This is a genomic window from Occallatibacter sp. (genome assembly GCF_049802275.1).
Taxonomy (GTDB): Bacteria; Acidobacteriota; Terriglobia; order Terriglobales; family Acidobacteriaceae; genus Telmatobacter.
In genome coordinates this window covers 1-15,050 of record NZ_JBARMD010000220.1, presented here as the reverse complement: position 1 = coordinate 15,050, position 15,050 = coordinate 1, and the positions used below count along the sequence as shown (strand labels likewise).

The window sequence follows — 15,050 nt, the reverse complement described above, 5'->3', positions numbered from 1 at the left end:
TCTCCTTGTGTGTGGTTTTGTTGGTGAATGGCAAACTCGCCTCGCGTCCGTAAGCGATATCGTGGGCAACAAATTACAGGAGCGTGAAGATATCGTTCGACGAAGATATCCGATCGTTGCTCAGCAGGTCCCTTAAATTCATGGGCGGCGCGTGTGTATGGGAAACCGACGTCAACGGCAGCACTGCAATCTCAGGTTGTTTCCGGCGAACTATCCAACGATTGTTTATTCGATGCAGGACAGATGTGTATAGTTTGCCGAGGAATCACGCCAGGCACGATCGAATACTAAAACACGGTGCCGCAGACCCCGGATTCTCGCACCGGGGTTGCTCGGTCTGAGAGCGTTTACAGTCGAAGGTGGAAGGACAAGAATTCCAGCGGGAATTTGATGAATCTGCTTGGAGAAGTCCGGAAGAAACTGTGGTGGCCAGGGACGGGATTGAACCGCCGACGCCGGCCTTTTCAGGGCCGCGCTCTACCACTGAGCTACCTGGCCTCAGTGCAGACTTTCAGTTGCATTTCCTGCGCGGAATCCGGCTTTGCCGGAGATGGGGTGGGCGGCTCCACGGACAGTGTGCTGCAACGACTTGGGTAGTATACCAATTGACAATCACCCACGCCAAACCCGACGGGTCGCGGATGCGAGTGACAGGCGAACTGGCTATTTGCTGGCTACGCTGTCCTTGACCGAACTGAGAGGGACCTCCAGTGTCCCCACCTTGTGCGACGCTTCGTCGTAGACGCCCGTACGAAGCCAGTATTGCCCCCTTGGCACCAGAATCTGGCCATGCATTTGCAATCCGGTCTTCTGAAACGCCGCATAGGTGTCCGGCTTGATCTCGAGTTTCACCAGATGCTCTTCTTTGCTCGTAACCTGTCCGTACTTGTCATAAACAATCATCGACAGGTTCAATGTGTCCCTGTGTAATCCATCCGGATCAAGTTTCAGATGCAAATCATCCAGATCCAGGGCGAAGTCCACGGAATAGCGGTCCGTCGGACCTTTCAATGACGGTTTTGATTGCCCGGTTGCAGTGGTCGCCGGATCCATGCGCTGTATTAAAGTCTTGTACAAAATCTGCTCAGACTGCGGCATTCCAAACGCCATGAAGGGTTCCAGCGGATCAACACTCATCGGGTTTTGCGCTGCGCTCTGCGCGGCTTCGGCCTGCTTTGCTTGCGAGGCTCCCGGCAGATCTTCGTCGCGCGCAAAATATCCCCTGCGATACGAAAGCGTATAGTGCTCGCCGTCTCCAACCTTCACTTCAATCTTTCGATAACTGCCATCCATCTCCGTATCATTGGGCGAATACGAAAGAGTATAGAAATTACTGCTTTGGTCAGTGACCTTGCCAATGATTCCTGCCAGATCATTCTGGTTGTAGAACGCCTTGCCGCCGGTTTGACTGGCCAGCATGTCCATGGTCGTATCGCTTGAATTCTTTTTCTCGCTCTCGTCCTGCAGCATGCCGGAAAGTCCGCCTTCTCCCGGGTTCGGGGCATCTGCGGTCACTGCCGGCGGTGGGCCTAGCAACTGCGGCGCCGATGTGATGGTGGGATCGAGCGCATTCTCTGCGGTGTATAAGGCTGGAACATTCGCGCCCCGCACGTCTACCGGATAGACAGCCACGCGTGCTGCCGACAGAAGATTTACGGTTTTCTCGATTGAGCCTTCGAAGCGCATCGCCGTCTGTCCGAACAGCTCAAGTGGAAACGATCCCGACATCCAAATCACATTCTTGCGCCCCGGAAACGATCCGAGGAAAGCCGCGAGTTCGTTCAGATTCTGCAGTGTCCGGTATTCGCGATCGCTGTCCTGCGCGTAACGCGTCTCCTCCAGGAACTGCTGAAAGGCAGCAATCGAATATGGGGAAACAGTGAATACGAGGCTGTTCCCCCCCGACGCTTCCATCGCGACCATCATTTCGAGGGTTTTGCCTTGCGCATAAGTCTCGGCTTGTGACTGCAGCAATACCGCCGGCTCTGATCTGTCATTTTTTCGATAGCCCAATGCCGTGGCCAGCACAACCGGGTCATCCGAGAAGCCCTGAATAAAGCTCAGCCTCATCGACATCGTGAAGATCGCAATGCGCGATCCCGGCTTCAGAGTCTTGAGATAGTGCTGCGCCGCTTTCTTCAGGTACATCTGGTCACTCATCGGAGTGTTCAGAGCATCCAGCACCAGCACATTGACCGCCGGTGGCGCCGTCAGTGGGGAAAAATTGGTAAACACGTTCGGCGGCATCGGTGGAAACGCCCGATCTTGTCCGCGCCGGGAGAGCAAATCGGCCGTGTGTTCTTCGAAATAGGAGATCGACTGCTTCTTGCCTTGTTCCAGCACTCTGAAATCTCCCTGCTTCAGGCCCTTGACTGGAGTGCCGTTTTTATCGGTAACAATCACGTCTACGAGCACCGCGCGGCTGTTTACCTTCAGCGTGGTCTCTGGAGCAGTTCTTGTTGTATCGCTGCTCTGGGCAATCAGAGCAGTCGCAAAAACAGTTGTCAATGCACCGATACCCAGCTTGAAGAGCTTCATCCGAGAACCTCCAGGGTGCGGAAAGACTAGCACTTCGTTGATATTGCAGTCGCGATAAATGCTCTGATCAGGGCCGCCTATTCGGTTCGCTGGCTGCCGGAATAGCCGGAACGGTCTTTTCCGCGCCCGCCGGCGGCTTTTGCGTCGAACCTTCCGGCACTGTGCGGCCGTTTTGTGCTTCATTAAAAATCATCGTCGCGCTGGAGCCAAACCGGTGGTAATTGGAAAAGATTGTCTGGTTGATCATCGCGACCGGCTTTTGCAGTTTGTGTTTGCCACACCCGTTCGCTTCCTCCACCATGAACGTCAGGCTCCGCAGAGGGCAGATCGAGCGATGATTTCCCAGAACCACCGGGCCATACTCAATTACGCTCGCCACATGCGATAGGGGGTCCCCCGGTTTTGATTCCGCTACGAGGGTCATTCGCAAAATCGCTCCGGACCTGGGATCGAGCGCGATCTCGCCGGAATAACCGGGAATCTCATGAAATGAAACGTGGTTCTGGCAGGCATTGGTGACTTCGTAATGAGAGGATTCCCGCGGTACGGAATACCGATACGTAGCAGCAGGGCCGGCCATCGACTGCTCCCAGTGGTCGAACACGACGCTTCCCTTCTCCACATCCATCAGAACGACGACGGCTTCGGTTCCAAACTCGCCCCGACTCTCCAAGCCGCCGTCCTTGGATTTTGTGATGTTTGTGCCCATCGAGTTGTCTGTGACCTCTTTGCCATCCTGAAACGTAATCTGGCGCTGCAGCGTTCCTACGCGATGGAATCCGGCCTGATCGGTTATCCCCTGGAAATACTTGAGAGTCGGAGAATCGTCATACCGTGTTGTGGTCTCGCTGGCCACGAAGTTCGGAAGATGTGATAGTTCGCGCAAAACGTAGGCTCGCGACTGCTGGAGCATCGCCTGCTGTGCCTCGGCATCGGGTTGCGGTTTGTTGAGTTGTTCGCCGGGCGGCAGTTTCAGGAGTGCCGAACGATCGGCCAACTGCTCGAGCGCCTGCTGCACGCGCGTACCCAGATTGTATTTCCCAACCAGGCGGTACATGGTGATCGTGCTCAGGCGCTCGGTCAAGTCAATTCCCGCGATTCGCGGAGCAAGTTCATCATCCTGATCGAGTTGCAGCAAATCTCCGTCGCTGATATCGGCGATTTCATCGGGCGCTGCGGTGGCGCGCTTCTTTGTGGGTTGGCGCGGTTGCGAAGCGACCTGTACGAAAATCTGCTCGAGCTGACCCACCGTCATCTTCTCGCTGGCACCGCCCTCGGCGGGATAGCCCGGCAACACCAGCGCCACCAAAATCCCGCCGAGTACCAGCCATTGCATCAAAGAAGACCTCTCGGTCAAGACCAAAGCCACCGTGATGGTCCGACCTGGGTGACCCCGGGGGAGGGCGGCAGAGTCCGGCCGATCAAGGATCCTATCGTTAGCCCTCGATTCTAGCGCAATTCCGGATCGCAATTGTCTCTGAATCTTCTCGAAATCGCGGAAGGTCTCCGAGCGGTGTTACCCTTTTCACAGCTTCAGTTCCGGCGTTTTATGTCCCTGAAAAAACCAACTCGCCGCGAATTTCTCGTAGCGGGTTCAACGGTGGCCTTGGCTGCCGCGGTACCCGCTGCTAGCTCCGATGCGTCTTCGCCGGAAAACGCAGCCCCGGCAGTTGCCATTGATCGCGATCCGCTGCCCTTCTCTGCCGCCGAGCTTTTCCAGCCGAGTCCACAGCGAACATTCAGCGGGGACCGGGCTACGCAGGTGGCGCTGCCTGTTGGCGGTCTGGGAGCGGGATGCATCTGCGTGAACGGCTCGGGCGGTTTGCAGGATTTTTCCATCCGCACCCGCCCTGAAACCACGGCACTTCCCGTAGGTTTCTCCTCCAACTCGCCCGAGGCTGCCTTCGCCATCCTCCATATCAAAGGATCTACGACCGCGACAAAACTTGTCGAGGGCCCATTTCCGCCCTTCAAAATCTTCGATCAGGGATTGCAGGGACAGGGCTTACGTCGTGGTGGATCGGAAGGGTTTCCACGTTTTGAGAAATGCAACTTCCGCGGCGAATTCCCATTCGCAGAGGTTCGCTTCGCTGATCAGTCGATTCCGCTCGATGTATCTCTCGTAGCCTGGAACCCCTTCATTCCTCTCGATGACAAGAACTCCGGCATCCCATGTGCCATCCTGGAGTACACACTCCGCAACACTTCGTCGCGAGCGGTCGACTACGAGTTCTCCTACCACCTTTCACATCTGGCGCCCGGCTGCCGCCCCGATCAGGCAGCAAGCGCAAACGCGGCTATTCCCGGCAAAGGGGCGTACCTTTTCAACCGCGAAGCAGCCAATGCCGAGGCGTATGGCAGCGCAACCCTCACCGTGATTGGCGGCAAACCAAAGATCAAGGCCATGTGGCTGCGCAGCCCCGGATGGGAATTCGACTCGCTTTCGGCTCTCTGGCGCGAAGTCTCAACGGGGACGTTCACGACCAATGACGGTTCAAATACGGTGGATAATGCCGGCCGCAATGGCGCTTCGATTTTGCTGGATGGACACATCGCCCCCGGCGAGTCGCACACCTACCCCATCGTGATTACGTGGCACTTTCCCAACTGCTATTTGCGCGAAGGCGGCATCGCCGCCGCTCAGAACGCGAGCGTCATCGAGGGCGCGCCCGGGTGCCGCACGGTTCCAGCCGATGCACCGCCTCCTTGGCATCCTTATTACTCCACCCAATGGAAAGATGCCCGGGACGTCTCAGCTTACGTTGAGCAGAACTACGCCAGCCTGCGTACCAGGACCGTTCAATTCAAAAACGCAATCTTCAATTCGACTTTTCCGCCGTATGTGATCGACGCCGTCTCCGCCAACCTCGCGATCGTGAAAGCACCTACGATCTTGCGCGAGGCGAACGGCAACGTGTGGGGATGGGAAGGCTGCTTTCCCGATGCTGGCTGTTGTCACGGATCGTGCACACACGTGTGGAACTACGCGCAGGCACTCCCGCATCTCTATCCGCAACTCGAGCGCACGTTGCGTAGTCTGGAACTCAATCGCTCGATGGATGAGCGTGGGCACGTCAACTTCCGCGGCGCGATCCCCGATGGTCCCGTCGATCACACGGGGCACGCAGCCGCCGACGGCCAGCTTGGCGGGATCATGAAGGTCTTTCGTGACTGGCAGATCTCCGGCGACACTGCGTGGCTGAAGCGGATGTATCCGCTCGCCAAGCGCTCGATCGATTACTGCATTGCGACGTGGGATCCCGATCATCGTGGCGCGCTCTTCGAACCTCATCACAACACCTACGACATAGAGTTCTGGGGCCCCGATGGCATGTGCACCAGCATCTACCTCGGCGCGCTCGCCGCCATGGCGCAGATGGCGACGGCTGTTGGTGAATCTGCTGACGCGACACTCTACGGCGATCTTGCCCAACGCTCGGCGAAGTTCATGGACGAGACGCTATTCAATGGCGATTATTACCAGCAGAAGGTTGAGTTTCAGGATCTCCGCGACAAATCGTTCGCGCAATCCATCGCCCAGGTCGGCGAGAAAAGCAGCGAGATGCAGCAGTTGCTCAAACGCGAAGGACCCAAATATCAATACGGCTCGGGCTGCCTGTCGGACGGCATTATCGGCGCATGGATGGCCAGCATTTACGGTATCGACACTCCGCTGGCGCAGAAAAACGTCCACTCCACGCTGCAGGCTGTCTTCCGCAACAACTTCAAGACCGACTTGAGCCAACATGCCAACGCGCAGCGACCTGGCTACGCGATGGGCCACGAGCCCGGCCTGTTGCTTTGCAGTTGGCCGCGCGGCGACAAGCCAACACTTCCTTTCGTCTACTCCGATGAAGTGTGGACCGGCATCGAATATCAGGTTGCCTCGCACCTCATTCAAGAAGGGTTCGTTGACGAGGGCCTGACCATCGTGAAGGCGTTGCGCAGCCGTTACGACGGACGTACGCGCAATCCATGGAACGAATATGAGTGCGGCAACTGGTACGCACGCGCCATGTCGAGCTTTGCCCTGGTCGGCGCGCTCTCCGGCTTCCGTTATTCGGCTGTCGACCAGACATTGCATTTCGGACCGAAGCTGAAGGTGCATCCGTTTACGAGCTTCTTCTCGACCGCATCCGGTTTCGGCACCATTACATTCGATGGCCACACAGTTGCGGTGAACCTGATCGAAGGCGAACTCGCCATCGAAAAGCTGCAGTTCACCGACGCAGAGGGCACTCGCGCTCTCGACTGGAAGATCACGGCCAAGCCAGGTCTGCCCACGGTGAGAGCTATCTAATACTCTTTCTCTGAAATTCGCATCAGAATTGATCTGCTCCCTGAGTGTAGTTTTGCCGGTTTTTCGGCCAACGGAGTCGAAGAATCTGCCCTGAAAATTCTCATACCTCGATCAAAACTGGGTGACCCATCCTTGCGCAGCAAGGGTGGGAAAGCACGATCCCACCTGATTTTCATGGTCTCGGGTGGCGCAAAGAGCCATGCAAGACTGCGGTTGCTCTTTGCGACATATGTCACGAACTCCCGAGATACCACGCCAGCCCGCAATTCCGTCACTGACGCTTGATCTGATCCCCATTATCATCAACCCGTGCACACTCACTATCGCCTCGGCGACATTCTGGCCAACTCCATCACGCACGGCCTGGGAGCGGCTCTGGCAATCGCCGGTGCGGTGTACCTGATCGTCGTCAGTACACGGGGGTCGGCTTGGGTGGTGGTGAGCTGCTCGATTTTTGCCGCGACTCTGGTGCTGGTTTATATCTGCTCCACGCTGTACCACTCGCTGGTGCGGACTCGCGCGCGCCACGTCTTTCATGTGCTCGATCACGGAGCCATCTATCTGCTGATCGCGGGAACCTACACGCCGTTTACGCTGGTTTCGCTCCGTGGAACGGTGGGTTGGACTCTGTTTGGCATTGTGTGGACACTCGCCGTCGCCGGAATCGTCTTCAAGAGCTTCGCAGTGGGCCGCTTTGCGGTGGCGTCCGCGGTTGTCTACCTCTTTCAGGGCTGGGTGGTGATCTTTGCGGTGCATCCGCTGATGCATGCCATCAGTCCGCACGGTCTGATGTGGCTGCTCGCAGGAGGGCTGGCGTACACCCTGGGAATCGTCTTCTTTGCTCTGGATCGAATCCCGTACTTCCATGCCGCCTGGCATCTGTTTGTTCTGGCCGGCAGCTTCGCGCACTACGTCGCCATCTTGTTTTATGTGGTGCCTCAGTCGTAGGGACCGCGTTGGCGGCGTGCTGTTCCGCTTCGCAGCAGCACACATTACTTTTGGGTGGATTGCGCATGAGACTTTCGATTTAAGCAAGATGACCGATGCTACACTTCGCGTGGAGTGAACATGAGCATGACACCCGATCCCTATCGCACTGCATACGAAAAGGCCCTTGAGGATCTGACCATCATTTCCGAGAGGTACGAGTGGTTAAACACGCGCAAGAGACACGTTGAGAATCTCATCTCCGCGCTTCAACCGGTGTTTGACTCGGGCCACCATTCTACGCATGAGAACTCCGCAAGCGCATTGGCCACAACTCCCCAGGAGATCGGCACGGGAATGGAGGAGCCTTCGTCCCAGGGCGAAGAAAACTACTCATTTCTTGATGTTCCCGCTCCCCTGCCCGAATCTGATGGAGATCCATTTGAACGGCGCGTGAAGGCGAGCTTCCGCTTCAAAGGGCTTTCCGCACAACGCTCATTCTAAGCCGGTCGAAGTCCGTCACACCCGATCCAGTAAACGACGCGCGCGCTCGCTGACCATGGCCGACACCGACTACAATCGCCTGTCGGCCGATGTGTCTGGGCAGAGAGTGTGTAGATGGAAGCAACACGCAGGGAGTTTTTGCTGAAGACGCTGGGAGTTGCTCTCGCCAGCAAACTGCAGGCTACCGAAGTCTGGCCCGTGGCAAAAGAAACGAAGGCCGCCCATTCGCGGCAAGCACCGTATGGTTCGAGCAATTTCGGGACCTGGATCGAGGACGAGTTCGGGCTACCTGCCTTCGAATACACCTGCAATCAGACGATCGACGCCCATGCCGTAACCCAGCTTCAGCCAGGAATTCTCGCTCCCACCGAGCACATACACCAGGTGGGCAACGATCGAATTACCGCGCTCGCCTCGAACTACGGACATATTCGCGTCCGCCAGGATGAGGGTTGCCCGAAATTTCTGAATGATGTCGATCCGGAGATGAGCCAGTTCGGCGGCGGTCTCGGCTATCTGACCGATGACCAAGAGTCGCTGACCACCTACTACGACGGGAACAACCCACAATTCGAGCGGATTTTTGGGGTAGGCTATTTTCGCAAGCGGGTCAGCAATAAAAGCTACTCCGCTGAGCAGACGATCAGTGCACCGTTTGGCGACGATCCCGTTCTGATTTCAGAGGCAACAATAACCAACCACGGGAACGTAGCTGCAACCGTGCGCTGGGTGGAGTACTGGGGATGCCAGCCATTTCAATTTTCCTATCGCGCGGCCATCGAGGCGATGGCGGGAATTGCCACGCAGACGAAATTGCGCCGCGAAATGGGGCGCCGGTTCAGCCATAGAGTTTCGCAGATCGGCAGCATGAAGGGCCTCCTCGAGGCAAAGCATTTTGAGGGGAGATCGAGCAGCGAGGAAGCAGCATGGGAACGCGCAAAAGCCATGCTGCGCATGAATCCAAATGGATTCACATCTCCGGTCGCGGATCTCATGCCTGGTACCGATTTCGAGAGCCTCGATTTGCCGCAGACATTCCTGGTTTCGCTCGACGGAACTGCGAGCGCATTCAGCGCAGACGCTGGAGTATTCTTCGGCGCGAGTGGTCCGGCAAATCCTGCCGGTTTGAAGCAAAGCCTCGGCAGCCAAATCACAGATAGCGGAACACGCACAGGCCTTCTGCTCGAGCGTACGCTGCAACTGGCTCCAAAAGAAAGTCGGACAATTCGTTTTCTCTACGGTTATGTACCAGAAGGTTTCGCACTCGACACCTTGATTGCGAAGTATGAGAAAAATGCAGCTTCAGTCCTGCAGGATTCGAGCCGGATGTGGAAGCAGAAGGGCATGCGCTTCGACGTCCCGGCAGAGCCGTGGGTGAAGCGCGAGGCAACGTGGAACCACTACTACCTCAGGAGCAGCCAGACCTTTGACGATTTCTTTGGCGAACACATTCTGAATCAGAACGGCTTTTATCAATACACGATGGGCTTCCAGGGAGCTGCGCGCGACCCTCTCCAGCACAGTCTTCCGTTTCTGTTCAGCGATCCGGAGATCGTCAGGAGCGTTCTGCGCTACACCCTGAAGGAGGTGCGCGACGACGGGTCGCTCCCCTACGGGATTGTGGGACACGGCGTGGTTGCGCCAATGGCTTCTGACAACGCCAGCGATCTCCCGCTGTGGCTGATATGGACCGTGAGCGAGTACGTGCTGGCCACGCGTGATGTCGATTTTCTGAACGAAATGATCCCCGCGCGTTTGTCGGCGACCGCAGGCCGGACAGACAGCGTGCGCAATCTGCTCGAGCGCTGCTACAGGCACCAGGTGAACGACGTCGGCGTTGGCCAGCACGGCATCATGCGCATGCGGGTTGACGACTGGAACGACGGCCTTATCTACACGTGGGCGCAGAAAGCATTCAAGGAATGCGCTGAAACCAGCGAGAGCGTGTTGAACTCCGCCATGGCAGCGTGGGTCTACGACGAGTACGCGCGCTTGCTCGACTATGCCGTCCCGAATTCAACGCTCGGAAAAGAAGTCCGCGCGAGCGCAGATCACCACCGCGAGGCCACCCGCGCACAATGGAACGGCAAGTGGTTCAAACGCGCTTGGCTCGGTCCCAGGCTGGGATGGCTGGGAGATACAACACTGTGGATCGAACCGCAGCCCTGGGCCATTCTGGCTGGCGCCACCACCGACGCGGAGACGCGCGAACTCGTGCAAACCATAAATGACCTGCTTCGGAGTGGACCACTTGGCGCTGCCCAGATGAGCGACGGCCCCGACATGAGAAGTGTTGGTGGCACAAATGTGGGCACCTTGGAGCTCGGAGCCATCTGGCCGTCGCTGAATCAGACGCTGGTGTGGGCGCTCGCGGGCGTCGATCCAGCCATGGCATGGGAAGAGTGGAAGAGAAACACACTTGCTTCCCACGCGGATGCCTACCCGGACATTTGGTACGGCGTATGGAGCGGGAATGATTCCTATAACTCCACACTGAACAAGCATCCCGGGGGAGCAGCCAATGAGCCCTTCTTCCACGGCACCGATTTTCCGGTGTTGAATCTTCACTCCCATGCGTGCGCGCTCTACTCAGCGAGCAAACTACTCGGGCTCGAGTTCACGGGCGAGGGCCTGAATCTGAACCTCCGGCTGCCGTTGGATTCTTATCGCTTCGACTCACCACTTGTAGGCGTGGCAAAAAACCAAGGGCGACTTGAAGGCTGGTATGCCCCTTCGCGATCGGGAACCTGGACGGTCCGAATTGCCCTGCCGGAGACGGTGGCCGAGAAGTTCTCCCACGCCGAGGTAAATGGGAAACGCGTTCCGCTCAAGAAGATGCCCAATGGGAGGTTGGAAGTCGCGGGCATGGGCTCAGCGCAAAGGCCCTTGCGCTGGACCCTCATCGAGGGGGTAGTTTGAAAGGAGAGATCCGGATCGCAAAAGCTAAACCATTGATACGCCTTGAGCTGGATCAAAATCCGAGCGGTCGATCCTTTCACGAATGGGCGACGGAATGAATTTGCCATGTGCCATCACCCTTCGAGCGATTGAAATCCAGGACATGGCGCGGCTCCCATCGGCGATCACATTGACCCCGACTCGCAAACCCGGTAAACTACTCTAGTTTGGCGATTCCTGCCTGTCGCCACGGAGCCAACCGCTCGCCCAAGGATTTATCGGCGCTCGAGCGTACCGTGGACCTGGAAGTTTTGCCCGAGCAATTCAAGATTGGGAGCATGCACCCGCTGTTGCGCGTGCGTTTGCCCTGGAGGGTTTATGTACGCGGTTATTCGTACCGGTGGCAAGCAGTATCGAGTCGCGCCAGGCGATGTGGTCAAGATCGAGTCCGTGGCTTCGGACAACAAGACGGTCGAGTTCAGCGATGTTCTCGCCTACAGCGGCGAAGAGGGCAGCATGGCCAAGCCGTCCAGCGCCAGGGTGACGGCAGAAGTTGTCGGCGAGGGGCGTGGCGATAAGATCCTTGTCTTCCATTTGAAGCGGAAGAAGCAATACAAAAAGATGCAAGGCCACCGTCAAAACTTTACCGAGGTGCGCATCAAGGCCATTGAGGCCGACGGCGTGACCTACACCGCTGAGAAGAAGTAAGCGCCAAAGATCTAGAAGGGAATCAAGGCAATGGCACACAAAAAGGGTGGAGGCAGTTCCACAAACGGACGCGATTCAAATGCACAGCGGCTGGGCGTGAAGGCCTCTGCCGGACAGCTCATCACCGGCGGGTCAATCATCATCCGTCAGCGCGGCACCAAGATCAAGCCGGGCACGAATGTAGGCATCGGATCGGATGACACGCTCTTCGCCAAGGTGACTGGCCGGGTGAAGTTTACCGACCGTGGCAACCGCGGCCGTTACGCTTCGGTCGAGCCAGTCGCGGCCGAATAACAGGATTTATCAACACTCAAAAGGCCACGGTTCGCCGTGGCCTTTTTGCGTTGTGTGCACCAATCCCGCAGCATGAAAAAAGGGCCGACCCCTTGGAGGTTCGGCCCTTTCGTGGTTCAACTCGAACGGCTTACGATTTCGATTCGTTGCCCTGCAGATTGCGCGTCAGCACTTTTTCGACAACCCGCTCCACATCGGTAAGAAAGAAGCCGTTTGCCGGCTGCTGCACCGCAACCTTCGTGCTGTGTCCCAGTGCGGACGCAATCTCATTCCAGCGATAGATAGTGGAGTTGGCGGGCATAACCATCGGCGTGCGGACACGCTCGGGCATGGCGCAATACGCGATCCAGGTCAAGAGAGTGACGAGAATGACGCCTTCATAGGCAAACTGGACAGGCGCGGTGAGTGAACCATTTCCGGGACCGATCGCCGAAATAACGAAATCGTTCGCTGACATAAGACCCAAACCGAGGCCGAACCCGAAGGCAATATCTTTCAAAGACAGCTGGAGCGCATTGAGGCACAAACACAAAAACGCCAGCAGGCAGAGTTCAAGAATGCTGACCGAGCGCATAAGTGCGAATGCGATGTCCGGAATGATCATTACGCTCAAATGCGAGAACGAAACGCTTCCCAGGCTGGCTACTGCGGAGACCAGGGCCACCCAGCGAAATACGATGGTACCCAACCGCTTGAGGCCGGAGAAAGAGGAGAGCACTGAACGGAAGATTTCAATGGTAACGAAGAAGAGAGTAATAGCGCTGGCGATGTAAACCGCCCAGTACGGGTAGAAGTAGAAAGGAAAGTACTGATGTCCCCAAGGCTGGGCCTGAATATAGAGGAGTCCCAGGAGGACGGGCATGGAGCCCACACGCAGAGCTAGATATACATTCAATGCGGGGAAGCGCTTGTGCAACTTCTTCTTCCAAAACAGGAAGCCTAGGGTTGCCCAGAGCATGAATTCCATCACGCTCATCAGCGACATTGCAAAATCCAAAGGCATACGGGGCCTTTCTATCCTGAGAGTTCTCCCAGAATAGACCGTGCAGCCTTTGGATACAAATGAAAACTAGGTTCTCGCGTGTAGCACTTTGGTGCTACGAAACATCGATTTACCTAGTGTTGGGGCAGCCCATGCCCGGTCCGCAAGAAGGAACTGGCAGGCCGGCGGTCGCCGATTGGTGGCTGGAAAACGCATGGTTCGGGGTCGAAGAAACCGAAGCGGCGGCGGCACCGGCGACGACAACGGATAGGACAAAAACGCGGAAAGCGAGTTTCATATTTGGTTACCCCTCACAGAAAAGTCTAAACAAGATCTTGGATTACTGACACTTTCATGTTAGTGCAATTTCACCACTAAGTCCATCTTTTTCAGTTACATCGAAAGTATCGCAGAAATAAGTGACAAAAGTAATATCATTCTTCGGTAATCTACGCAAAGGTACCCAACTCGGTTACCTGTGCCGCGCGTTCGTAACGCGGCCTTTCGACCTCCTTTTGCAGAGGGCTGCATGGTAAAATAGACCTTGGCAGAGCTCTCACAAAACCCTCGTGTTTCAAGCGGTTAATCCCCAAAATTGGCCCCTGATCCAAGCCGGGGTCAGCCTGCGGAAGAAACCGCAGAAGGCGAAGATTCTGCGAATGGAAAAATATGGCGACTGAACCACGCGACATTACTCCCCTCCCCGAAGACAACGGAAACTACACTGGCGAAGACATCACTGTCCTGGAGGGAATGGAGCACGTAAGACTTCGCCCGGCAATGTACATTGGCTCAACCGGTGAGATGGGGCTTCACCATCTTGTTTACGAAGTAGTAGACAACTCCGTCGACGAGGCCCTCGCTGGTTATGCCAAGAAAATCGAAGTTACCATCCACGTGGATAACTCGATTACGGTCGTCGACGATGGCCGTGGCATTCCCGTTGACATGAAGGTGCTGGCAAACGGCGAACAGATGCCCGCCGTGCAAGTGGTGCTCACAAAACTCAATGCCGGCGGAAAATTCGATTCCTCCAACTACAAGGTGTCCGGCGGCCTGCATGGCGTCGGCGTAAGCTGCGTGAACGCTCTCAGCCAGGAATTGAATGTCGAGATATGGCGCGATGGCCACACCTGGGAAATGGATTTCAGCTGCGGCCAGGCTACGAGCGAACTGCGCATGGCCGGCACCTCAAAGAGGCGCGGCACCAAGGTTCACTTCCTGCCTGACAGGACAATTTTCACCGCGACCGAATACAACTACGACACGCTGGCTCAGCGTCTGCGGGAACTCGCCTTCCTCAACAAAGGGCTAGAGATCACGCTGACCGATGAGCGCACATCCGATCCCAAAACCGGCGAGGCCCGGCGCGCCGAATTCCGCTACGCCGGCGGCATTGCGGAGTTCGTGAAACATCTCAATCGCGGCAAGTCGGTTTTGCATGAGAAGCCAATCGTGATGGAAGCTCAGCGCGATAACGTCGAAATCGAAATCGCCGTGCAATACAACGACAGCTACTCTGAGACGGTGTTCAGCTTTGCCAACAACATCAACACGGTGGACGGCGGCACGCACCTCTCCGGCTTCCGTACTTCGCTCACACGTACCATCAACGCGATCGGCCAGCAGCTTGGCCTGTTCAAAGACGTAAAAGAGAACCTGAGCGGCGACGACGTCCGCGAGGGCCTTGTCGCAGTGGTAAGCGTGAAGCTGCCGCAGCCGCAATTTGAAGGCCAGACCAAGGGCAAGCTCAATTCTGATATCGCTGGAACGGTGCAGGCTTTCGTTAACGAGCGTCTTGGCATGTATCTGGAGCAGAATCCGCCGGTGGCCCGCAAGATTATCAACAAAGCGATTGAAGCGGCCCGTGCGCGCGAGGCTGCCCGCAAGGCCCGCGAC

The 15,050-nt window shown here is 56.8% G+C and carries 10 protein-coding genes and 1 tRNA gene; 7 read left to right on the top strand and 4 right to left on the bottom strand.

The window, feature by feature from the left end; all coding sequences use genetic code 11:
- Positions 1-423: 423 nt before the first annotated feature.
- The 3 genes from WA354_RS07630 to WA354_RS07620 all read right to left on the bottom strand — a co-directional run bounded on the left by WA354_RS07630 (position 424) and on the right by WA354_RS07620 (position 3,874).
- Positions 424-498, bottom strand: a tRNA-Phe gene (locus WA354_RS07630).
- A 165-nt stretch (positions 499-663) separates the two neighbouring features.
- The gene (locus WA354_RS07625; RefSeq protein ID WP_472812403.1) at positions 664-2,538 is read right to left on the bottom strand and encodes a VWA domain-containing protein; all 1,875 of its coding nucleotides are present in this window, start codon (positions 2,536-2,538) and stop codon (positions 664-666) included.
- Positions 2,539-2,605: 67 nt separating this feature from the next.
- Positions 2,606-3,874: a hypothetical protein gene (locus WA354_RS07620; RefSeq protein WP_472812402.1), complete on the bottom strand. Its 1,269-nt coding sequence runs from the start codon at positions 3,872-3,874 to the stop codon at positions 2,606-2,608.
- Positions 3,875-4,087: 213 nt separating this feature from the next.
- Here WA354_RS07620 and WA354_RS07615 point away from each other — a divergent pair, with 213 nt between their 5' ends.
- From WA354_RS07615 to rpmA, 6 genes are all read left to right on the top strand, one after another.
- Positions 4,088-6,838, top strand: a complete 2,751-nt coding sequence (locus WA354_RS07615; protein ID WP_472812401.1) for a GH116 family glycosyl hydrolase — start codon at positions 4,088-4,090, stop codon at positions 6,836-6,838.
- A gap of 309 nt (positions 6,839-7,147) precedes the next feature.
- Positions 7,148-7,786 (top strand): PAQR family membrane homeostasis protein TrhA, encoded by a 639-nt coding sequence (trhA, locus tag WA354_RS07610; RefSeq protein WP_472812400.1) that lies wholly within the window; start codon positions 7,148-7,150, stop codon positions 7,784-7,786.
- A 120-nt stretch (positions 7,787-7,906) separates the two neighbouring features.
- Positions 7,907-8,269 carry a hypothetical protein gene (locus WA354_RS07605; RefSeq protein ID WP_472812399.1) on the top strand — a complete coding sequence of 121 codons (363 nt, stop codon included), beginning with the start codon at positions 7,907-7,909 and terminating at the stop codon, positions 8,267-8,269.
- Between the two features lie 114 nt (positions 8,270-8,383).
- Complete coding sequence (locus WA354_RS07600) at positions 8,384-11,188, top strand: GH36-type glycosyl hydrolase domain-containing protein (RefSeq protein WP_472812398.1); 2,805 nt, start codon at positions 8,384-8,386, stop codon at positions 11,186-11,188.
- A gap of 357 nt (positions 11,189-11,545) precedes the next feature.
- Complete coding sequence (gene rplU, locus WA354_RS07595; protein WP_472812397.1) at positions 11,546-11,875, top strand: 50S ribosomal protein L21; 330 nt, start codon at positions 11,546-11,548, stop codon at positions 11,873-11,875.
- 30 nt (positions 11,876-11,905) lie between these two features.
- Complete coding sequence (gene rpmA / locus WA354_RS07590; RefSeq protein ID WP_472812396.1) at positions 11,906-12,169, top strand: 50S ribosomal protein L27; 264 nt, start codon at positions 11,906-11,908, stop codon at positions 12,167-12,169.
- A gap of 130 nt (positions 12,170-12,299) precedes the next feature.
- Here rpmA and WA354_RS07585 read toward each other — a convergent pair whose 3' ends face one another.
- On the bottom strand, positions 12,300-13,172 hold the full coding sequence (locus WA354_RS07585; RefSeq protein ID WP_472812395.1) for a hypothetical protein: 873 nt from the start codon (positions 13,170-13,172) through the stop codon (positions 12,300-12,302).
- A gap of 648 nt (positions 13,173-13,820) precedes the next feature.
- Between WA354_RS07585 and WA354_RS07580 the strand changes: the two genes are divergently transcribed.
- Positions 13,821-15,050: ATP-binding protein (locus WA354_RS07580; RefSeq protein ID WP_472812394.1), on the top strand; the 1,230-nt coding region annotated here is incomplete at its 3' end.

Excerpts from the sequence above, each read along its gene's own strand:
- WA354_RS07625 (WP_472812403.1), bottom strand. The coding sequence starts at position 2,538 with ATGAAGCTCTTCAAGCTGGGTATCGGTGCATTGACAACTGTTTTTGCG.
- WA354_RS07620 (WP_472812402.1), bottom strand. The coding sequence starts at position 3,874 with ATGCAATGGCTGGTACTCGGCGGGATTTTGGTGGCGCTGGTGTTGCCG.
- WA354_RS07615 (WP_472812401.1), top strand. The coding sequence starts at position 4,088 with ATGTCCCTGAAAAAACCAACTCGCCGCGAATTTCTCGTAGCGGGTTCA.
- WA354_RS07605 (WP_472812399.1), top strand. The coding sequence starts at position 7,907 with ATGAGCATGACACCCGATCCCTATCGCACTGCATACGAAAAGGCCCTT.
- WA354_RS07600 (WP_472812398.1), top strand. The coding sequence starts at position 8,384 with ATGGAAGCAACACGCAGGGAGTTTTTGCTGAAGACGCTGGGAGTTGCT.
- rplU (WP_472812397.1), top strand. The coding sequence starts at position 11,546 with ATGTACGCGGTTATTCGTACCGGTGGCAAGCAGTATCGAGTCGCGCCA.
- rpmA (WP_472812396.1), top strand. The coding sequence starts at position 11,906 with ATGGCACACAAAAAGGGTGGAGGCAGTTCCACAAACGGACGCGATTCA.
- WA354_RS07585 (WP_472812395.1), bottom strand. The coding sequence starts at position 13,172 with ATGCCTTTGGATTTTGCAATGTCGCTGATGAGCGTGATGGAATTCATG.